Source organism: Pseudomonas sp. MS15a(2019) (assembly GCF_013277805.1).
Lineage (GTDB): Bacteria > Pseudomonadota > Gammaproteobacteria > Pseudomonadales > Pseudomonadaceae > Chryseomonas > Chryseomonas benzopyrenica.
This window is the reverse complement of sequence record NZ_VBTN01000004.1, coordinates 46,010-65,949: the sequence shown is the minus strand read 5'-3', so window position 1 is coordinate 65,949 and position 19,940 is coordinate 46,010. Positions and strand designations below refer to the sequence as shown.

The window sequence follows — 19,940 nt, the reverse complement described above, 5'->3', positions numbered from 1 at the left end:
GCCCTGTCGTGAATACCCTGTTGCTGCTGTGCCGTACCGGATTCGAAGGCGAGGTCTGCGCCGAGCTCGGCGAGCGGGCGGCGCTGCTCGGCGTGGGCGGCTACGCCAAGGGCAAGCCGGGTGCGGCCTATGCGGAATTCGTCTGTGGCGACGCCGAGGGTGCCGCCCGGTTGATGCAGAACATCACCTTCGGCGAGCTGATCTTCCCTCGTCAGTGGTCCCGTGGCGCCTTTCTCAGCCTGCCCGAGCAGGACCGCATCGGGCCGCTGCTGGAGCTGCTGGCGGGCTATCCCGTCTGCGGCAGCCTGGCGCTGGAAATGCCCGACACCAACGATGGCAAGGCGCTCTCCACCTTCTGCAAGAAATTCGAGCGCCCCCTGACTCTGGCGCTGCGCAAGGCAGGTCGTCTGGTGGACGATGCCCGGGCGCCACGCCTGCAGCTGACCTTTCTCAGTGGCCGCGAGGTTTTCGTCGGCGTGGTCGAGCCGGACAACGCCGCGCTCTGGCCCATGGGCATCCCACGGCTGAAGTTTCCTCGCGAGGCCCCCAGTCGCTCGACGCTCAAACTGGAAGAGGCCTGGCACCAGTTCATTCCCCGCGCCGAATGGGAGACCCGTCTGGCGCCGGAGATGCGTGCCGTGGACCTGGGCGCAGCGCCTGGTGGCTGGACCTGGCAGCTGGTGGCCCGCGAGATGCTGGTGACGGCGGTGGACAATGGTCCGATGAACGAGACGCTGATGGACAGCGGCCTGGTGGAGCACCTGCAGGTCGACGGCTATGCCTATGTTCCCAAGCGCCCGGTGGACTGGATGGTCTGCGACATCGTCGAGAAGCCCGCGCGTACCGCGGCGCTGATCGAGCGCTGGATCGGCGAAGGTCATTGCCGCGAGGCGGTGGTCAATCTCAAGCTGCCGATGAAGCAGCGCTATCGCGAAGTAGCCAGCATCCTCGAACGCCTGCGCGACCATTTCGAAGATCGCGGCCAGCGCGTGGTCATCGGCTGCAAGCAGCTCTACCACGACCGCGAGGAAGTGACCTGTCATCTGCGCCGGCTGGATCGGAAACCCTAGACCGCCATCAGGCTCTGAATGCAGATCGCTGTAACCGTTTTATCCCTGGAGACCCCATGACCCTCGAAGCCGATGCCACCCTCGACGCCAGCGGGCTGAATTGTCCGGAGCCGGTGATGATGCTGCACAACAAGGTGCGCGACATCGCCCCCGGCGCCCTGCTCAAGGTCATCGCCACCGACCCCTCCACCCAGCGCGACATCCCCAAGTTCTGCGTCTTCCTCGGTCATGAACTGGTGGAAAAGAGCGAAGGGGACGGGCGTTATCTGTATTGGATTCGCAAGAAGGTGGAGTGAGGGTTGCGCGAAAGCTCGCTTTGATATTGTGAATTGGCTCACAATAAGTGATCTAGCAAGCAAGGAAGCCTTTTTATGAAAGCCAGGATGCTGGGTGTTGTCTCGCTCATTCTCGCGGGGTGCACGTCGGTACAGGTCCAGCCCGTCGCCGTACGCCCGGATTTGGTATGTATCCAGGAGAATCCTGCGGTTTGGGTGAAGGACTTTCTCCCCGTGGTCCGGGCCGGCTTTGCTCGGCACAGCGTGCCTACCGAGAGCTATACGCAGGTGCCACGCGAGTGCCCATACATTCTTGAGTACACCGCGCGGCAAACCTGGGACGGCGTGCCTTACTTATCAGCTGCCGAGCTGACCCTGCGTGACGCCAGTGGGCGCCTGGTGGGTCAGGCTGACTATCACCTGCGGGGTAAGGGTGGTTTCTCCTTTATGAAGTGGCAGGGGACCGCAACAAAGATCAATCCGGTGGTAGATGAGCTCTTGGGTCAGATGCGTCCCGCACCTGTCACCAGACCGACCACGAGTGCTGTCCCTACCTCCGCACCTGCCGGGCTGACCTTTGAAGACGAATTGGCTGCGCTTCAGGCAAAAAACCTCAGCTATCAGGACTACAGCAATCAGTACCGTGCGCTTCGGCAGCGCTATGGTCTGGATCGCTGACTTCAATGTCGAGCCCGTAACGTTGGGCTTCGCTTACGCTCAGCCTACCTACGACGCGTAGCCAAGGCCCCACCGCACGGGGTTGGCTTTCGTAGGTTGGGTTGAGACGGCTCCATCGTCGAAGCCCAACAGGACGATGCCCGTCACCCCGTAACGTGTAAAACCGCGCAGCGTTTTCCACCGTCGAGCCCCGAACCCGTGGACAAGGGCATGCCGTTGTCCAGCCTACGCTCAGGCAGCATCCAAGCCTTTGACCACGCCCAGCAGATGCTCCCCGAGCCGGCGATGCTGGTCCGCCTCGAAATGCACGCCGTCCACTGGGCTTACCTGGATGATTTCCCCGGCATCGACGAAGGTCGCGCCCTGGGCTTCGGCTACCTGGCGATAGCGTGCGGCCAGTTGGCGAGACTTGGCCGCGCCGCCGGCGAAGATCTCGCCGAGAAAGCCCACTTCCTCGATGGGCGCCGGGGCCATGACGATGAGCCTGGGCGTAGCGCCGTCCGGGCCGGCATTGCAGCGCTTGATCTCTTCCAGCAGCACCTGCAAGGCACTGGCGATGTCCGCGGGCGTCACCGACAGCCGCGCCTTGAGGTCGTTGGTACCCAGCATCAGCAGCAGGACATCCACGGGCAGCTGGCTTTCCAGGCAGGGCCGGAGATAGCTGAGGCCGTTCTTGTGGTGGCCGTCGATGGGGTCGTCATGCACCGTGGTCCGCGCCGGCAGGCCTTCTTCGATCACCCGCCAGTCGCTGCCCAGGCCGCGGGCCAGGACGCCGGTCCAGCGTTCGTCCCAGCCGAAGCGTTTAAGTAGGCCGGGCTGGGTCAGGGGGCGGGTGCCGTGGGTGTTGGAGTCGCCATAGCAGAGCAGGGTACGCAAGGGCATGGGAAAGCCTCGTCGGGACAGGTCATCCTCACCCTAGTGGCTATTCCCGCCGGTCGCGAGGGCCGGCGGTCGTGCCAGCGCAGCCGGGTCAGCCCTCGCTCGGCGCCTGGCCGCCGCGGGTCGCCTGATCCAGCGGCGAGCCGCCCACCTCGTAGCGCACGTTCATGCGCGGCGAGGCCAGCTCGATGCCGGCGTCGTCCAGGTAGCGCTTGAGTTTGAGGTTGAAGGCCCGCGAGACCTCCCACTGCTTGATCGGCGCGGTCTTGAAGCGGAATCTCAGGATGGCCATGCCGGAATCGAAGCTCTCCACCCCCTGCAGCTCCAGCGGTGACCAGATGTCCCGGCCGATGAAGGGATCCTGGCGGAGGGTACGACCCACTTCCTGGACCATCTCGATGGCCTTGTCCACCGATAGCGCCTGGGGGATCGGCAGGCGGAAGATGGCGTAGCCGAATTGCCGCGAGTAGTTCTGGATGCTCTTGATCTCGCTGAAGGGGATGGTGTGGACGATGCCGTCGATATCCCTGAGTCGCACGGTGCGGATGGTCAGGCCCTCCACGGTGCCCAGGTGGTTGCCGACGTCGACATAGTCGCCGATGGCCAGGGAGTCCTCGATGATGATGAACAGCCCGGTAATGAGGTCGGCTACCAGGCTTTGAGCGCCGAAGCCCACCGCCAGGCCGATGACGCCGGCACCGGCCAGCAGCGGGGTGACGTTCACGCCCATGTTGGCCAGGGCGACGATCAGGGCGATGACGAAGATGGTCAGGAACAGCACGTTGCGGATCAGCGGCAACATGGTCTGGGCGCGGGCGTTGTTGGGGCTGACGCGGTGCAGATTGAGGCCGCGGTGGATGGCGGTGTCGGCCAGGATCCACACCAGCCAGGCCAGCAGCAGGGTGCCGCCCAGGCCAAAGAATTTGCTGGCGACCGCATGACCGTCGCCCTGGCTGAATCTCAGCAGCGAGAGATTCCAGGCGCGCAGGGCCAGCTCGATGCCTACCAGCCAGATGACGATGCCCAGCACCAGCACGAAGAAGGCGCGCAGCCGTTCGGCATAGGCTTCCTGGATGCGTCCACTGGGCCGGCGGCGCAGCAGCCGCGCCCGTACCAACGCATTCAGGCCCAGGGCGGCGCCCATGGTCACGGCGAACAGCAGCGCGCGACGCAGGGCGTCGCTGGTGTCGCCGGCGGAGACGAAGGTGGCCACCACCGATACCGCCACCAGGATCAGCAGCGGCAGGTGCCAGAGCCGGGCGATCAGGTGGCGCACGCCCTGCAGGCCACGCAGGGCCTGCCGTTTGGCCAGCGGCTGGTTGCGGATCAGGTGGGCGATGGGGCGGCGGAATCTCAAGGCGAACTGCGCGGTGAGCAGCGCCGCGCAGATATTGGCCCCGATGGCGATGACGGCGGCCAGGTGTGGCCCTAGGGTCTCGGCCAGGTGCGGATCGCTGGCGGCGCCGCCGAGGGCGGCCAGGCTGCCGATGATCCACAGTGGACGGAAGGCGCGTCGGCGCAGGATCAACAGGGCGCGGTTGCGATGGGCGCCGCTGGGGAGGGAGCAGATCACCACCACCGTGGCGGCGAACAGGGGACCGGTGACGGCGGCATAGGCCAGGGCGACGGCCACCGTCTTGCCCAGTGAATCCGGCAGCCACAGGGACACCACCAGGGTCAGGATGAAGGCCAGCAGCCAGGGCGCCAGCTTGCGCAGGGCGAAACGCACCAGATCCAGGGTCCGCGGCTGGAGCGGCAACTCCTCCGCCAGTCCGAATCTCACCCGCAGGCGGTGACTGATGCTTTTCAAGCCCAGGGCGCAGCCGGCCCAGAAGGCCAGGGTGATGACGAAGCCGGAGAGCAGGTTGAGGCGCTGCTCGGGCGCCGGTACCAGTGCGGCCAGTTCGGCACCGGCCTGCTCCAGCTGGTACTGCCAGCGTTGGCGCAGGTTGTCGCGCTGCAGCTGTTGCTCGACCACCGTCATGGTGTCGGTGATCAGGCCGATCACGCCCTGGGAGGCGCTGGGTTCGGCCTTGGCCTGGGCCGCCTGCAGCTTCTTGAGATCCGCCAGCAGGCGATTGCGCTGCTGCTCGCTTTCCAGGGTCTTGATGACCTGGTCCAGGGACTGACCGAATTGCGGATCGACCTGGTCCTTCTGGGTGCCCGGCAGCCCCGGCAGGGCGGCCTGGACCGGGCCGATGAGCAGAAAGCAGAGGCAGAGGAGTTGAAGCAGGCGAAAGATCATCGAAGCCGCACGCTCACGAAAGAGGGAAACCCTCGTCCCGGTCGGCAGGGCAGCCGTCCGCGACGAGGTGGCCAGTGTAGCAAGGGCAGCGCGCTAGGCGCTGTGGATGCGTCGACGGGCGCTGCGGGCCAGGCGTACCGACAGCAGGATGGCCGCGCAGGTCAGGCCCAGCACCAGCCCCTGCCACAGCCCGGCTGGGCCGCGCGGTGCCCCGAACCAGTCGCTCAGGCCCAGCGCCCAGCCCACCGGCAAGCCCACGCCCCAGTAGGCCAGCAGGGTGATGACCATGGTCGCCCGGGTGTCCTGATAGCCGCGCAGGGCGCCAGCGGCGGTGACCTGGATGGCATCGGAGAATTGGAAGATACCGGCGAATACCAGCAGCGAGGCCGCCAGCTGGATCACCGCCAGGTCCTGGGAGTAGAGGCCGGCGATGAAGGTGCGCGCGGTCAGCATCAGGGTGCAGGAAACGCAGGCGCAGAGCAGCCCCGCGGCCATGCCGACGCCGGCGGCGAAGCGGGCCTCGCGCGGCTCGCCGCGGCCCAGTGCCTGGCCGACGCGGACGGTCACCGCCATCCCCAGCGCCAGGGGCACCATGAATACCAGGCCGGAGAAATTCAGCGCCACCTGGTGCCCGGCGACCACGGTCGGCCCCAGCTCGCCGATCAGCAGGGCCACCACGGAAAAGATGCTGGATTCGGCGAACACCGCGATGCCGATGGGTACACCGATGGCCAGCAGGGCGCGCAGCGTCGGGCCGTGCGGCCGCTCGAAGCGGGCAAAGATGGCGCAGGAGCGATAGCGTTCGGTGCGGATGATCGCCAGCATGGCCAGCAGCATCGCCCACATCACCGTGCCCGAGGCGAAGCCGCACCCAGCACCGCCCAGGGCCGGCAGCCCCAGGTGCCCATGGATGAAGATCCAGTTCAGCGGCACATTCAGCGCCAGACCGGCGATGCCCACCAGCATCGCCGGCCGGGTGCGCCCGAGGCCGTCGCTGAAGCAGCGCAGCACATAGTAGAAGGCGGTGGCCGGCAGGCCCATAGCGATGCCCTTGAGATAGAGCAGGGTCGGGCCGATCAGCTGGGCGTCGACATGCATGGCCACCAGCAGGGGGCGGGCGTTGAGCAGCAGCAGGCTGGCGATGAGGCCACAGCCCAGGGCCAGCCACAGCGCCTGGCGCACCAGCGGACCGATCTCCTGGCTGCGGCCGCCGCCGTGGCGCTCGGCCACCTTGGGCGTGGTCGCCAGCAGGATGCCGGTCATCAGCAGGAACACCGGAATCCACACGGAGTTGCCCAGGGCGACGGCGGCGAGGTCCAGCGGGCCGACGCGACCGGCCATGACGGCGTCGACGAAGCCCATGGCCGAATGGGAGAGCTGGGCGATGACGATGGGCGCGGCCAGGGAGAGCAGGGCGCCGAATTCACGTCTGATACGGGGCAGGGTGGAGGTCACTTGATCGTTCGGTCAGCTTCGGGGCCGATAGTCTAGTCTTCATGGCTGGCGTGACAAGCCTCGCGGCGACCATTGCCTGGTGCGGGATGCCTGCTAAAGTGCCGGTTCCCTCCCTTGCAAGTGCCCAGGCATGCACATTCTCGCCGACGAAAACATTCCGCTGCTGGACGCCTTCTTCGGCCCCCACGCCACCCTCGAACGCCTCCCCGGACGCGCCTTCGATCGCGCTGCCGTGAGCCGCGCCGATGCCCTGCTGGTGCGCTCCATCACCCGCATCGACGAGACGCTGCTGGCCGGATCTCGGGTCGGCTTCGTTGGCACCTGCACCATAGGCACTGATCATCTGGACCTCAGCTATCTGCAGCAGGCGGGTATCCGTTGGCGCAATGCGCCCGGCTGCAACGCCCGCGGCGTGGTGGACTGGGTGCTGGGCGCCTTGTTGGCACTGGCCGACGGCGCTGGCGCCGACCTGGCCAAGCGTACCTACGGCATCGTCGGCGCCGGCCAGGTCGGAGGCCGCCTGGCCGAGGTGTTGCGGGGCCTGGGCTGGACGGTGCTGGTCTGCGATCCGCCACGGCAGGCGACCGAGCCGGGCGACTTCCACAGCCTGGACGAGTTGATCGAGCGCTGCGACGTACTCTGTCTGCACACCCCACTGGTCCGTGATGGCGAACAGCGCACCCTGCACCTGTTCGATGCGACGCGCCTGGCAAGATTGCGTCCGGGCAGCTGGCTGCTCAATGCCTGCCGGGGCGAGGTAGTCGACAACGTCGCGCTGCGTACGCATCTGGCCGGTGGCGCCGAGCTGAAAGTGGCCTTGGATGTCTGGGAAGGCGAGCCAGGTATCGATCCTGAACTGGCCCGTCTCTGTCAGCTGGTGACGCCCCATATCGCCGGGCACAGCTTGGAAGGCAAGTGGCGCGGCACCGCGCAGATCTATGCGGCGTTCTGCGCCTGGGCGGGAGAGACGCCACGGTTGAGTCTGGACGAGCTGTTGCCACCGCAGCAGCTAAAGCGCCTGGTGTTCAGCGGAGATGCGCCCGAGGCGACGGCCTTCAGGCGTGTCTGTCGCGCGGTCTACGATCCGCGCGACGACGATGCGGCGCTACGTGCGACCCTCGGCCTGCCGGCCCTGGCGCGCGCCCAGGCGTTCGACGCCCTGCGCAAGGGCTATCCCATGCGTCGGGAGATTCCGGGGCTGCTGCTCGAAGGGGCGGGTGTGGCTCGGCTGGCGAGTGCCCTGGGCTGCGACTGGCGACATGGCGACGACTCCGAAAGCGGCGGTGTCGCTTAGGACCGAGGCGGAGCGGAAGCGTTCACGCAGGACAGCGGCCCCCGCCAGTCGGCCTGGATGGCCGAGAGACGGGACGCGCGAAATCAGTGGTATTCGCAGAGGTAGGCGGTGTCTTCCGCGACCTTGAGCTGGAACTTGGCGTTGGCCGGCACGGTGAACTGGCTGCCCGCGGCGAAGGTTTCCCAGCTCTCGCTGCCCGGCAGCTTGACGGTCAGGGCGCCGGCCACCACATGCATGATCTCCAGCTGGCTGGTGCCGAATTCGTATTCGCCAGGGGCCATGACGCCGAGGGTGGCCGGCTTGGACTTGAGGCTGAAGGCGATGGATTTGACGGTGCCGTCGAAGTATTCGTTGACCTTGAACATCGGATTTCCTTGTGCGAGAGCGGTTAGAAGCGTCCGCGAGTATGCCCAAGGCCGTCCCCGGCTGTCACCGGTCCACACCGCGACTAGCGGGCGAAGGCGGGCAGGCTGGCCGGCAGCAGCTTGGCGGTATTGCGCGCATCGGTCTCGGCACGGTGCAGCACCCCGGTAAAGGCCAGCCCCGCCGACTCCAGCGCGGCGGTGAGACCCAGCGGGCGCGCCAGACCGCGGGCCTTGGCGAAGGCCTGTTTGAGATTGCGGTGCGGCACCCGCGCCAGATGGGTGTGCAGATCATGCTCGCGCCAGGCGCGCTCCAGCAGGCGGCGGTCGAAATCGCCCCAGCTGCACCAGCCGGCCAGGGTGGTTTCATAGGCGCCCAGCCAGCGCTCGAAGCCCAGCCAGGTGCCCGCCAGCGGCTCGGCGCCATCGACATCCGCCTGGCTGATGTGGGTGAGGTCGCGGCAGAAGGGCGTCAGCAGCGGCAGGCGCTCGGGCTGGACGAAGCTCTGGTAGCGATCCAGTTCCTGCCCCTCGGCGTTCACCATCACCGCGCCGATCTCGATGATTTCCATCAACTCCAGCGGCCAGCCGCCTTCGTCGGTGGTCGCCTCCAGGTCCAGCACCAGCCAATGCTTCATCGTCACGCCCTCGGGCCAGCCGCCCCGCTCATCGCAGATATGACGGCCGAAAAATCTCTGGGTTGCGTAGCATCGTGCGAATGAATGTTACATTCATGACTCGATAGCGACATCTGGTCACGATTTGCTTGTGAGGCTCTAGCCTTGCTTTTAAGCTTCAAGCCTCTTCTCTAGCGAGTTTCACCATGGAATGCCGTCCGGGCTGTGGCGCCTGTTGCATCGCGCCGTCGATCTCCTCACCGCTGCCACGCATGCCCCAGGGCAAGCCTTCCGGCGTGCGCTGCGCCCACCTGGACAGTACCAATCGCTGCGATCTGTTCGGCTCTCCGCTGCGCCCGGCGGTGTGCGGCGGCTTCCGGGCCGAGCTGGCCTTCTGCGGCAGCAACAGCGCCGAGGCCATGGCCATCCTCTTGCGCCTGGAGGGTGAAACCGCCGCCTGATCCGGTTCTGAACTGCGCTCTCCGACAATCACAACAACAAGGGACGTCCCATGCACAAGCCGCTTCGCTCCATCCTCGCCCTGACCCTGCTCGTCGCCACTGGTCTGGTCCAGGCCGAAGACTGGCAACTCGCCAAGCAGGAAGACGGTATCCAGGTCTATACCCGCGCCGTCGCTGGCTCCAAGTACAAGGCCTATCGCGGCGTGGTCCAGATCAAGGCCGATCCAGCCACCATCGCCAAGCTGCAGGACGATCCGGTGGGCTCCTGCAAATGGATCTTCCGTTGCCAGTCGCTGCAGGTGCTCAAGCGGCAGGACAACCAGGCCTGGACCTACATGCGCATCGAGATGCCCTGGCCGGTGACCGCGCGCGACGTGGTCTTGCATATCACCGAGCAGAAGACCCCCGACGGCGGCTTCACCCGCACCCTCGAAGGCCAGCCCGACTATCGTCCTGCCGCCGATGGCTATGTGCGGGTGGCGAGCTTCCAGGGCCAGTGGCGCGTGGTGCCGAAGAACGGTGGCTCGGAAGTGACCTACGAGGCCCAGAGCGAGCCCGGTGGCAGCGTGCCGTCCTGGCTGGCCAACAGTTTCGTAGTGGATGCCCCGCTCAACACCCTGAAGGGTCTGCGCCAGGCCGCGCAGCGCTGATCCGGCGTCTCTAGGCAAAAGGCCTGGCTCCCGTGGCGCCGGACCTTTTTTATACCACCCCTGTGCCGGATCTTGCCGGCCCCAAGGTATTCCCTGGTAGCCTTTTTTTAATACCACCCCTATAGCGCTGAAGCAGAGGGGACTCACCTCTCTGCTTCAGCGGTGGTAATCAACGAGCCGGGTTGGCTACCGAATGACTGCGTTTCTTGCGCCGCCAGCCGTCCACCAGGCGGAAGGCCAGCAAGGCGGCGCCGATGGCTGCGTAGATCGACCACTCTTCGAGATCCGAGCGCACGATCCAGAGATAGTGCAAGAGCCCCAGGCCCAGCACCAGGTAGGCCAGCCGGTGCAGCTCCTTCCAGCGCTTGCCCAGGCGGCGCATGGCCGGGCGATTGGAGGTGACGGCCAGGGCCAGCAGGATCAGCAGGGCCGCGGCCCCGACGATGATGTAGGGCCGGCGCTGCAACTCCACGCCCAGTTGCGACAGGTCGAAGCCCAGCACGAAGGCCAGATAGCCGAGGAAGTGCAGCAGGGCATAGGTGAAGGTCCAGAGGCCGAGCTGGCGGCGGATCACCGGCCAGAGCTTCCAGCGGGTGAGGCGCGACAGCGGGGTCAGACTCAGCGTCAGCAACAGCAGCACCAGGGCGCCGGTGCCCAGCTTGTCCACCAGCGCCTTGCCCGGGTCCGGGCCGAGGGCGAAGATCCAGGCCTGGTACAGCCACCACAGCGGCGGGCAGAGCGCGGCGATGAACACCGCGACCCGCCAGAGCAGCAAGCCCATCAGTAGTTTCTCCGCAGATCCATGCCGCTGTAGAGCGAAGCCACTTCCTCGCCATAGCCGTTGAACATCAGGGTCGGCCGCACGTTGGGGCTGAACAGGCCACTGGGCAGGCGCCGTTCGCGGGCCTGACTCCAGCGCGGGTGGTCCACTTCCGGATTGACGTTGGCATAGAAGCCGTACTCGTTGGGCGCCATGCCCTGCCAGGTGGTGCGTGGCTGCTCGGCCACCAGGCTGATGCGGACGATGGACTTGATGCCCTTGAAGCCGTACTTCCAGGGCACGATCAGCCGCAGCGGCGCGCCGTTCTGGTTGGGCAGCACGCGGCCGTACATGCCCACCGTCATCAGCGTCAGCGGATGCATGGCCTCATCCAGGCGCAGGCCTTCCACATAGGGCCAGTCCAGCAGGGCGAAGCTGGAGTTCATGCCGGGCATGTGCTGCGGGTCCTTGAGCGTCTCGAACTTCACGTAGCGCGCCTTGCCGGTGGGTTCGACGCGCTTGAGCAGGCTGGCCAGCGGAAAGCCAAGCCAGGGGATGACCATGGACCAGGCCTCGACGCACCTCATGCGGTAGATGCGCTCTTCCAGGGTGTCGGGGCCGAAGAGGTCTTCCAGCCCGTAGGTGCCGGGCTTGCCCACCTCGCCATCGACTACCACGCTCCAGGGCTGGGTGGGCAACTGCGCAGCATGGGCGGCGGGATCGCTCTTGTCCGGCCCGAATTCATAGAAGTTGTTGTAGTGGGTAGCGTCCTTGAAGGGCGTGATGTCCTCGCCCTTGACCGTGGCCGCCTGCCAGCGGGTATCAGGCAGCTTGCGTTCGAACCAGTCCGGGCCCTTGGCGGCTTCGACGTCGCCATAGCTGGAAGCGGCCGCCAGCGCCCAGCCGGGCAGGGCGGCGCCGGCGAGCAGGGCGCCGCTGGCACCGAGCAGCTGGCGCCGGGACAGGTAGACGGCTTCGGGGGTGATCTCCGACCCACGACAGGCAGAGCGTGGAACGATCTTGATCGGCATGACGGACCTCGACGGGGAGCGCGCAGGAGCGCGGCTGGCTAACAGCGTGAGACATCCCGGTCGTGAAAAGCTTCCCGGGCCAACGATAGCCTGCCGTCCCGGTCCGGCGGAAGGCCGTTGCGCTCTGACGGGCAGGACCTTCAGGCCGCCGCCGGGCGGCTTCGAGACCCCGTGCCATACTGCGGCGACCTCTCGCCCCTCAGGAGTGCCCGATGAAGAAGCTGATCAATAGCCCCACCGCGGTGGTTCGCGAACTGCTCGAAGGTCTCGTCAGCCTGGATCCCGGCCTGGCCCTGCTGGCCGAGGAACAGGTCATCCTGCGCCAGCCCCTGGCCGCCGCCGAACGCCCGGTGGCGGTGATTTCCGGCGGTGGCAGCGGCCACGAGCCGGCCCATGCCGGCTACGTCGGGGACGGAATGCTGACCGCCGCGGTGGCCGGTGACGTCTTTACCTCGCCCAGCGTGGATGCCGTGCTGGCCGCGATCCGGGCGGCCGCCGGGCCCGCCGGGGCGCTGCTGGTGGTCAAGAACTATACCGGCGATCGTCTCAACTTCGGCCTGGCCGCGGAACTGGCGCGCAGCGAAGGCATTCCGGTCGAGACGGTGCTGGTGGCGGACGACGCCGCCCTGCACCATACCGTGGCGCCGGAGCGGCGCCGCGGCATCGCCGGCACCGTGCTGATCCACAAGCTTGCCGGCGCGGCGGCCGCAGCCGGTCGGCCGCTGGCGGAGGTGGCCAGCCTGGCCCGCGCCGCGAGTGCCGAATTGCGCAGCATGGGTGTCGCCCTGGGCGCCTGCACGGCACCGGCGGTGGGGCACCCAGGCTTCGAACTGGCAGATGACGAGGTGGAGTGGGGCCTCGGCATCCATGGCGAGCAGGGCGTCGAGCGCGGCCCCTGGCTGGGCGCCGACGCCACCGTGGCGCGGTTGCTGGATACCCTCATCGAAGACGGCGGCTACGCCAGGGGGACGCGCCTGGCGCTGCTGGTCAATGGCCTGGGCGCGACGCCGCCGCTGGAACTCGCGCTGATGGCGCGGGCGGCACTGCTCCAGTTGCGTCAGCGCGGCCTGGTGGTGGCGCGGGCCTGGACCGGCACCTTTCTCAGCGCCCTGGACATGCCCGGCTGTTCGCTGTCGCTGCTACCGGTGGATGAGGCGCGCCTGGCGCTGCTCGATGCGCCGACCCTGGCCCGCGCCTGGCCGGGCGCCGGCCAGCTACCGGCTGCACCCACCCTGTTGCCCGCACCTGTAGCGGTAGCCGAAACAACCCCACGCACCCCTGGTCCCCTGGCCGAGCGTCTGCAGGAGGCGGCAGATGCGATCATCGCCAGCCTGCTGGCCAACGAAGCTCGCCTCACCGATCTGGACAGCCGCGCCGGGGATGGCGATCTCGGCACCAGCCTGGCCCGTGGCGCCGAAGCGATGCGCGCCTTGCCAGCCAGCGCCTGGTATGCCCCGGCCAGTGCCCTGGCAGCCATGGGGCAGGCTCTGCGCCGCGCCATCGGCGGCAGCTCCGGACCCTTCTACGCCTGCGCCCTGGTCCGCGCCGCCCAGGTGCTGGACGGGGTGGAGCGACCCACGCTGGCTCAATGGGCCGAAGCGCTCGATGGCGGCGTCCAGGCCCTTGCCGAACTCGGCGGCGCCCAACCGGGCCAGCGCACCATGCTCGATGCCTTGCGACCGGCAGCGGATGCCCTGTCGGACGGTGCCCGGGCTGGTGCCAGCCCGGCGCAGGCCTTTGCCACGGCCCTCGCTGCCGCTCGCGAGGGCGCCGCGGCTACCGCCGAGATGCTGCCGGCCCAGGGTCGCGCCAGTTACCTGGGCGAACGGGCCCGCGGCATTCCCGATGGCGGCGCCGTGGCGGTGGTCTGCTGGCTGGAAGCCCTGGAACCCGTGATCGCCCGCTAGCGCGAGTCAGCGCCATGGCCGGTCCCGCGGCGACCGGGCCAGCCATGGCGGCAGACCAGCGACAGCAGGGCGCCAACGAAGGCCAGGGCCATGTCCTTTTGCGCGTCCCAGGGGTCGCCCTGGGCGCCGACGAAGGCTTCCGCGGCGTCGCCCGCCAGCAGATCGGCGCCCAGCCATTCCATCAATTCGTAACCGGCTGAGGAGGCCAGGATGAATTCCAGGGCCACATAGGCGCTCCGCCAGCCGCGCAGCCCGGTCAGGCCCTGGACCACTTCCCGAATTGGCCGGGCCAACAGCAGGCCATAGGCGAGGTGGACCAGCCGGTCGTAGTGGTTGCGCTGCAGATCCAGGACCTCGGTCAGCCGGTAACCGGTCAGGGCCTGCCAGGCGTCGTCGTAGGGCACCCGGGAATAGGTGTAGTGGGCGCCGATCTGGTGCAGCACCAGAAAGCCGAAGAGTTGCAGGCTGGCGCTGGCCGACAGCCGAAGCCGTCGCTGGACCAGGGCCACGCCCAGCACGGCGATGATCACCAGGAGCTGCTCGATCGTCCAGGTGAAACGGTCCAAGGGGGCCCAGCCGAGCGCCAGGGTAAGGACGGCCAGGGTCAGCAGAAGAAGGAGTTGCAGACGGGAACAGCGGGTGGGGTTCAAACGCGAGAGCCTTGTCCGGAATGCGGAGCGTCGCGACGACGGCCCCTGCTGCGTGGACCTCCGCTCGACCGCCAGCGTTCGAATGCGGCGACCCGATATCGTCGCGGCGTCGCTGCAAAAACAGCAAGCGCAGCGGAGGCACCGGCGCCGCTTGCCCGCGGTCCCACGGGCAGGACCTTTCCCTCCCCTGGAGCTCTCGATGTCCATCCTGCCACCGCTCTCGGCTTTCGATTCGAGCCTGGCACTGTTGCGCGAAGGCTATGCCTTCATCAGCAATCGCTGCGATCGCCTGGATAGCGATGTCTTCGCCACCCGGCTGTTCCTGCAGCCCATCCTCTGTCTGCGTGGCCAGGCGGCGGTGGAGCTCTTCTATCGTGAGGAACGTTTCACCCGAGTGGATGCCGCGCCCCGGTCACTGCGCCAGACACTGTTCGGCGAAGGCGGCGTCCAGGGCCTGGATGGTGCGGCTCACCGCCAGCGCAAGGCGCTCTTCCTTGAGATTACCCGGCCGGCGCGGGTGGAGGCCTTGATCACCCGGGTGGAACGGGAGTGGCGCGCCAGGCTGCCCAGCTGGCAGAGCCGCGGAGAGATTATCCTGCTGGACGAATTGCATCGCCTCTATACCCGCGCGGTCTGCGACTGGGCGGGCGTCACCCTGGCCCCGGAAGAGGAGGGGCAGCGCTGTGCCGACCTGGTCGCGCTGCTCGAAGGCGCCGGCAGCCCAGGCCTGGCCAACCTGGGCGCTCGCCGGGCACGTCGGCGGCTGGAGCGCTGGCTTGGCGGGCAGGTCGAGCAGGCCCGCAAGCAGCCGGCACCGACTGGCAGCGCCCTGGCGCTGATCGCGCAGCACCGGGAGCCGGATGGTCAGCCGTTGTCGCCACGGGTGGCCGCGGTGGAGCTGCTCAATGTGCTGCGGCCAACGGTGGCCGTAGCACGCTTTTCCACCTTTGCCGCCCTGGCGCTTTACAAGCAACCGGCCTGGCGCGAACGGTTGCGGGCCGATCCCGCCGCCCGGTTGCCTTTCGCCCAGGAGGTGCGACGCTTCTACGCCTTCTTTCCCTTCACCGTGGCGCGAGTACGGGAAACCTTCGAATGGCACGGCGTCGACTTCCGCCGCGGCACCCGCGTCCTGCTGGATCTCTATGGCACCAATCGCGATCCGCGCAGCTGGGAGCGTCCCGAGGTGTTCGAGCCCATGCGCTTTGTCGCCGAGGCGATCCCGGGCGCCGCCTTCGTACCCCAGGGCGGCGGTGATGTGGCCCGACAGCACCGCTGTCCGGGCGAAGGCATCGCCCTGGCGCTCATGACCGCCGCCCTGCGCCTGCTGCTGCAGGACATGACCTACCAGGTGCCAACCCAGGATCTGCGCATCGATCTGGCGCGGATGCCGATGCGCCCCGCCAGTGGCCTGATCCTGAGCGAGGTCCAGGCAGTGCAGCGCACCCGCAGTTCGGTGGCCTAGCTTGCCACAGGTGTCAGAGCGCCTCGTCATGGCGCTCGCGCAGCAGCGGTCGATCACGCAGGCCGCGGCGCCACCTGGGTACGCGCCGTGAGCAGACTCACCAGCACGAAGCTGACCAGACTCAGGCCGAGGCTGAAATAGATCGGCGTATTCGCCTCCAGGCCGTCCTTGAGCATGAAGACGATGGCCGCGATCGAGCCCAGCAGCATGCTCGCCAGCGCTCCGGCCGTGGTCGCGCGCGGCCAGAGGATGGCACCGAGCAACGGCACCAGGATGCCGCCCACCAGCAGGTTGTAGGCCAGGGTCAGGGCGCCGATGACGTCATTCACCAGTAAGGCGACGGCGAGCACGGCCAGGCCGGTCAGCAGGGTGAAACCACGTGCCATGCCCAGGGTCGAGGCCTTGCCGCCACGCAGCCGGGGCAGGAGGTCCTCGGTCAGGGTAGTGGAGGCCGCCAACAGTCCGGCACTGGCGGTGGACATCATGGCGGCCAGCGCGGCGGCGATCACCAGGCCGCGGATGCCGTCCGGCAGGGTACTGCGGACGATGGCGGCGAAGGCGTTGTTGGCATCGCCCAGGTCCGGCAGCAGCACCCGGGCGCACATGCCGATCAGCGCACCTACCAGACCATAGAGTACGCAATAGACGCCGGCCAGGCTGCCCGCCACTCGCGCCACGCCTTCGCTGCGCGCGGTGAAGACGCGCTGCCAGATGTCCTGGCCGATCAGGATGCCGAAGAAGTAGATCAGGAAATAGGTGAAGATGGTGTCATAGCCAATGCTGGTCAGGGCGAAGGCGCTGGCCGGCAGCTTGGCCACCAGGGCGTCCCAGCCGCCGACCCGGGTCAGGCAGATGGGCAGCAGCACGAACATCAGGCCTGCGGTCTTGATGACGAACTGGACGATGTCGGTCAGCGTCAGCGACCACATGCCGCCGATGGTGGAATAGATCACCACCACGCTGCCGCCGAGCAGAATGGCGCTCCAGAAGGGCAACTCGAACAGCACCTGGATCACCGTGCCCATGGCCAGCACCGAGACCACGCTGAGCATCAGCGCATAGACGAACATGATGGCGGCGCTGGCCTGGCGCGCCAGAGGCGTGTAGCGCCGTTCCAGCACCTGGGTCACGGTATAGATGCGCAGCTTCAGCAGTGGCTTGGCGAGAAACAGGTTGAGCACCAGGATGCCGCCGCCCAGCATGGCGCACAGCCAGAAGCCGGACAGGCCATGGACGTAGCCCAGTCGCACCGTGCCCACGGTGGCGGCTCCCCCCAGTACGGTGGCGGCCATGGTGCCCAGGTAGCAGGCCGGACCGAGGTTGCGGCCGGCGACGAGGAATTCCTCCTGATTGCGGGCACGGCGCATGCCGTACCAGCCGAGCAACAACATGGCCAGGGCATAGGCCAGGACGACGGAAATATCAGGATCATTGACAGGATCTCTTGTAGGGCTGAGCAAGGCCGGGCGCGCCGGCCCCGTGACAGGGTTCGGGATCAGGCGGCGCGGATGCCTGGAGGTGTTGCGCGGGCACGCCGGCGTCTGGGGCGCCGTGCACCGGCCGGGCCATAGACGGCAACCGGTTCCGGGAACAGCAGGAGCAGGACCAGGTAGAGCAGGGCGGCGCTGCCCAGGGCCAGGGGCAGGCTCAGATCGATGCCGCCGGCCAGCGCGCCCAGGGGGCCCACGAACTGGCCGGGCAGGTTGACGAAGGCCAGCCCGAGCAGGGCGCTGGGAATCCAGGCGCCCATGCCGCGCCAGTTCCAGCCGTGGTGGAACCAGTAGCGGCCACCGCGCTCACCACGGGTGAACACCTGGAGGTCGTCCGGGCAGTAGAAACCGCGGCGTACCAGCAGGCCCAGGATCATGATCACCATCCAGGGGCTGGTGCAGGTCACGATCAGCACCGCGAAGGTGGAGACGCTCTGCACCAGGTTGAAGCTGAAGCGCCCGATGAAGATGAAGGCGATGGCCGCCAGGCCGATCAGCAGGGTCGCCCGTACCCGGGTCAACAACCGTGGCAGCACGCTGGAGAGATCCAGGCCGGTGCCATAGAGCGCCGTGGTGCCGGTGGACAGGCCACCGATGACCGCCAGCAGGCACACCGGCAGGAAGTACCAGGTGGGGCTTATGGCCAGCAGGCCACCCACATAGTTGTTCTGCGCGATATAGGCGGGGGCCTGCACCGCCACCAGGGAGGCGGTGGCCAGGCCGAACAGGAAGGGAATCAGGGTGGCGGTCTGAGCCGCGATCACCGCCAGCAGGATGCGTCGGCGTGGCGTCTGCCGGGGAATGTAGCGCGACCAGTCGCCGAGAAAGGCGCCAAAGGACACCGGATTGCTCATGGCCACCAGCGCCGCGCCGATGAAGGCGGCCCAGAAGCCGGGCTCGCCCAGTCGCAGGGTGCCGGCGTAACTGGCATCGAAGCTGCCGGCGAAGGCCGGGATGCCGAGCAGGAACAGCAGGCTGGCACTGATCACGGCGATCTTGTTGACCCACAGCATGAAGCGAAAGCCATAGAGGCAGACCGTCAGCACCAACATGGCGAACAGTCCGTAGGCCAGGCCCAGGGTCAGGGCGTTTTCCGGCAGCCCGACCAGGCGCTGCGCCCCGCCTATCAGGGCGTCGCCGGAACTCCACACCGACAGCGAGAAGAAGGCGATGGCGGTGAGCAGGGAGAGAAAGGAGCCGACGATACGCCCATGCACGCCGAAGTGAGCGCCGGAGGAGACGGCGTTGTTGGTGCCGTTGAGCGCGCCGAACAGACCCATGGGCGCCAGGATCAGCGCGCCACACAGGACCCCGCTTGCGATGGCCAGCACCCCGGCCTGGAACGACAAGCCGAATAGGATCGGAAAACTACCCAGGACGGCGGTGGCGAAGGTGTTGGCGCCACCGAAGATCAGGCGGAAGAGATCGAAGGGGGTGGCATGGCGTTCGTGGTCGGGAATCTGCTCGACCCCGAAGGTTTCGATACGGGTGATGCCGTCATGATGGTCCATGGATGACGCCTCGACACGGTTATACGCAGGGCAGGGCCCGCGTTCTTGTTGTCGGCGGGCCAGAAGCCCGCCGGTGTTCGGCAGCGAAAGACAGCGGGTGGGCGACCGTCATGGCGGGTCACCGCACCGAAGGGGTTAGCGGTATGTCACCCCCGGCAGCACGCAGAGCATCTCGTAGAGCAGGTTGGCGCCGAGCAGGGCGGTGTTGCCGGTGGTGTCGTAGGGCGGCGACACCTCCACCAGGTCACAGCCCACCAGATCGAGGCCGCGGCAGCCGCGGATGATTTCCAGCGCCTGGATGGTGGTTAGCCCGCCGATCTCCGGGGTACCGGTGCCTGGCGCCCAGGCCGGGTCGATGCTGTCGATGTCGTAGGACAGGTACACCGGCCCGCCGCCCACCCGCTCGCGCACCTCGGCCATCAGCGGGGTCAGGGACTGATGCCAGCACTCCTCGGCCTGCACCACCCGGAAGCCCTGTTCGCGGCACCAGTCGAAGTCGTCGGCGGCATAGCCCTGGGCCCGCAGGCCGATCTGCACCACCCGGTCGCAGTCCAGCAGGCCTTCTTCCACGGCGCGGCGGAACGTGGTGCCATGGGCGATCTTCTCGCCGAACATGTGCTCGTTGACGTCGGCATGGGCATCCACGTGCACCAGGCCGATCTTGCCGTATTTCTTCTTCATGGCCCGCAGGATGGGCAGCGTCAGGGTGTGGTCGCCGCCCAGGGTGAGGGGGGTGACATCGTGCTCCAGCACCCGGTCGTAGTGCTCCTCGATCAGCCGCACCGTGTCCAGCAGGTTGAAGGTATTGATGGCGACGTCGCCCAGATCGGCGACGCTCAGGGAGTCGAAGGGCGCCGCGCCGGTGGCCATGTTGTAGGGACGGATCATCACCGATTCGCTGCGCAACTGCCGCGGTCCGAAGCGGGTGCCGGAGCGCAACGAGGTGCCGATGTCCAGGGGGATGCCGATGAAGGCGGCGTCGAGTCCGGCCGGGGAAGCGAGGTGGGGCAGCCGCAGCATGCTGGCGATGCCGCCGAAGCGGGGCATCTCGTTGCCGCCCAGCGGCTGGTGCAGGATCTTTTCCACGGGTCATCCTCGTTGTGCTGATGACCCGATTGTGCAAAGTCACTGACAGGCGAAGAA

At 67.4% G+C, this 19,940-nt stretch carries 19 protein-coding genes; 8 read left to right on the top strand and 11 right to left on the bottom strand.

The window, feature by feature from the left end; translation table 11 throughout:
* Positions 1-8 precede the first annotated feature (8 nt).
* From rlmM to FEZ61_RS08010, 3 genes are all read left to right on the top strand, one after another.
* Entirely contained in the window at positions 9-1,070 is a 1,062-nt protein-coding gene (gene rlmM, locus FEZ61_RS08020) for a 23S rRNA (cytidine(2498)-2'-O)-methyltransferase RlmM (protein WP_173148160.1), read from the top strand.
* A 56-nt stretch (positions 1,071-1,126) separates the two neighbouring features.
* Positions 1,127-1,366, top strand: a complete 240-nt coding sequence (gene tusA, locus FEZ61_RS08015; RefSeq protein WP_064308061.1) for a sulfurtransferase TusA — start codon at positions 1,127-1,129, stop codon at positions 1,364-1,366.
* A 75-nt stretch (positions 1,367-1,441) separates the two neighbouring features.
* On the top strand, positions 1,442-2,023 hold the full coding sequence (locus FEZ61_RS08010; protein WP_173148159.1) for an Sbal_3080 family lipoprotein: 582 nt from the start codon (positions 1,442-1,444) through the stop codon (positions 2,021-2,023).
* A gap of 231 nt (positions 2,024-2,254) precedes the next feature.
* On the opposite strand, the gene FEZ61_RS08005 is transcribed toward FEZ61_RS08010, so the two are convergent.
* From FEZ61_RS08005 to FEZ61_RS07995, 3 genes are all read right to left on the bottom strand, one after another.
* The gene (locus FEZ61_RS08005) at positions 2,255-2,905 is read right to left on the bottom strand and encodes an SGNH/GDSL hydrolase family protein (protein ID WP_082731515.1); all 651 of its coding nucleotides are present in this window, start codon (positions 2,903-2,905) and stop codon (positions 2,255-2,257) included.
* Positions 2,906-2,993: 88 nt separating this feature from the next.
* Positions 2,994-5,147, bottom strand: a complete 2,154-nt coding sequence (locus tag FEZ61_RS08000) for a mechanosensitive ion channel family protein (RefSeq protein ID WP_068383969.1) — start codon at positions 5,145-5,147, stop codon at positions 2,994-2,996.
* A gap of 93 nt (positions 5,148-5,240) precedes the next feature.
* Complete coding sequence (locus FEZ61_RS07995; protein WP_068383971.1) at positions 5,241-6,602, bottom strand: MATE family efflux transporter; 1,362 nt, start codon at positions 6,600-6,602, stop codon at positions 5,241-5,243.
* Positions 6,603-6,732: 130 nt separating this feature from the next.
* On the opposite strand from FEZ61_RS07995, the gene pdxB reads away from it, so the two are divergent.
* Positions 6,733-7,896 (top strand): 4-phosphoerythronate dehydrogenase PdxB, encoded by a 1,164-nt coding sequence (pdxB, locus tag FEZ61_RS07990; protein ID WP_068383973.1) that lies wholly within the window; start codon positions 6,733-6,735, stop codon positions 7,894-7,896.
* An 83-nt stretch (positions 7,897-7,979) separates the two neighbouring features.
* Here pdxB and FEZ61_RS07985 read toward each other — a convergent pair whose 3' ends face one another.
* Positions 7,980-8,261 (bottom strand): pyrimidine/purine nucleoside phosphorylase, encoded by a 282-nt coding sequence (locus FEZ61_RS07985; protein WP_017641737.1) that lies wholly within the window; start codon positions 8,259-8,261, stop codon positions 7,980-7,982.
* Positions 8,262-8,344: 83 nt separating this feature from the next.
* Positions 8,345-8,896, bottom strand: coding sequence for an exonuclease domain-containing protein (locus tag FEZ61_RS07980; RefSeq protein ID WP_068383975.1), 552 nt, complete (start codon positions 8,894-8,896; stop codon positions 8,345-8,347).
* A gap of 185 nt (positions 8,897-9,081) precedes the next feature.
* Here FEZ61_RS07980 and FEZ61_RS07975 point away from each other — a divergent pair, with 185 nt between their 5' ends.
* Together FEZ61_RS07975 and FEZ61_RS07970 are read left to right on the top strand one after the other, a co-directional pair.
* Positions 9,082-9,336, top strand: coding sequence for a YkgJ family cysteine cluster protein (locus FEZ61_RS07975; RefSeq protein ID WP_026083919.1), 255 nt, complete (start codon positions 9,082-9,084; stop codon positions 9,334-9,336).
* Between the two features lie 50 nt (positions 9,337-9,386).
* A complete protein-coding gene (locus FEZ61_RS07970) occupies positions 9,387-9,986 on the top strand; it encodes an START domain-containing protein (protein WP_173148157.1) in 600 nt (199 codons plus the stop codon).
* A 169-nt stretch (positions 9,987-10,155) separates the two neighbouring features.
* Here FEZ61_RS07970 and msrQ read toward each other — a convergent pair whose 3' ends face one another.
* Positions 10,156-10,767: a protein-methionine-sulfoxide reductase heme-binding subunit MsrQ gene (gene msrQ, locus FEZ61_RS07965; protein WP_173148155.1), complete on the bottom strand. Its 612-nt coding sequence runs from the start codon at positions 10,765-10,767 to the stop codon at positions 10,156-10,158.
* Entirely contained in the window at positions 10,767-11,777 is a 1,011-nt protein-coding gene (gene msrP / locus FEZ61_RS07960) for a protein-methionine-sulfoxide reductase catalytic subunit MsrP (protein WP_173148153.1), read from the bottom strand. The genes msrQ and msrP overlap by 1 nt, the downstream gene beginning before the upstream one ends.
* Positions 11,778-11,989: 212 nt before the next feature.
* Here msrP and FEZ61_RS07955 point away from each other — a divergent pair, with 212 nt between their 5' ends.
* A complete protein-coding gene (locus FEZ61_RS07955; RefSeq protein WP_173148151.1) occupies positions 11,990-13,684 on the top strand; it encodes a dihydroxyacetone kinase family protein in 1,695 nt (564 codons plus the stop codon).
* Here the strand turns inward: FEZ61_RS07955 and FEZ61_RS07950 are convergent.
* On the bottom strand, positions 13,681-14,334 hold the full coding sequence (locus tag FEZ61_RS07950; RefSeq protein WP_173148149.1) for a DUF2238 domain-containing protein: 654 nt from the start codon (positions 14,332-14,334) through the stop codon (positions 13,681-13,683). The two genes, FEZ61_RS07955 and FEZ61_RS07950, sit on opposite strands and share 4 nt — an antisense overlap.
* A 199-nt stretch (positions 14,335-14,533) precedes the next feature.
* Here FEZ61_RS07950 and FEZ61_RS07945 point away from each other — a divergent pair, with 199 nt between their 5' ends.
* The gene (locus FEZ61_RS07945) at positions 14,534-15,796 is read left to right on the top strand and encodes a cytochrome P450 (RefSeq protein ID WP_173148148.1); all 1,263 of its coding nucleotides are present in this window, start codon (positions 14,534-14,536) and stop codon (positions 15,794-15,796) included.
* A 53-nt stretch (positions 15,797-15,849) separates the two neighbouring features.
* Here FEZ61_RS07945 and FEZ61_RS07940 read toward each other — a convergent pair whose 3' ends face one another.
* From FEZ61_RS07940 to speB, 3 genes are all read right to left on the bottom strand, one after another.
* Positions 15,850-17,187 (bottom strand): sodium:solute symporter, encoded by a 1,338-nt coding sequence (locus FEZ61_RS07940; RefSeq protein WP_173148146.1) that lies wholly within the window; start codon positions 17,185-17,187, stop codon positions 15,850-15,852.
* A 104-nt stretch (positions 17,188-17,291) separates the two neighbouring features.
* Positions 17,292-18,797 carry a cytosine permease gene (locus FEZ61_RS07935; protein WP_173148144.1) on the bottom strand — a complete coding sequence of 502 codons (1,506 nt, stop codon included), beginning with the start codon at positions 18,795-18,797 and terminating at the stop codon, positions 17,292-17,294.
* Between the two features lie 135 nt (positions 18,798-18,932).
* Positions 18,933-19,883 carry an agmatinase gene (gene speB, locus FEZ61_RS07930; RefSeq protein ID WP_173148142.1) on the bottom strand — a complete coding sequence of 317 codons (951 nt, stop codon included), beginning with the start codon at positions 19,881-19,883 and terminating at the stop codon, positions 18,933-18,935.
* Positions 19,884-19,940: the final 57 nt, after the last annotated feature.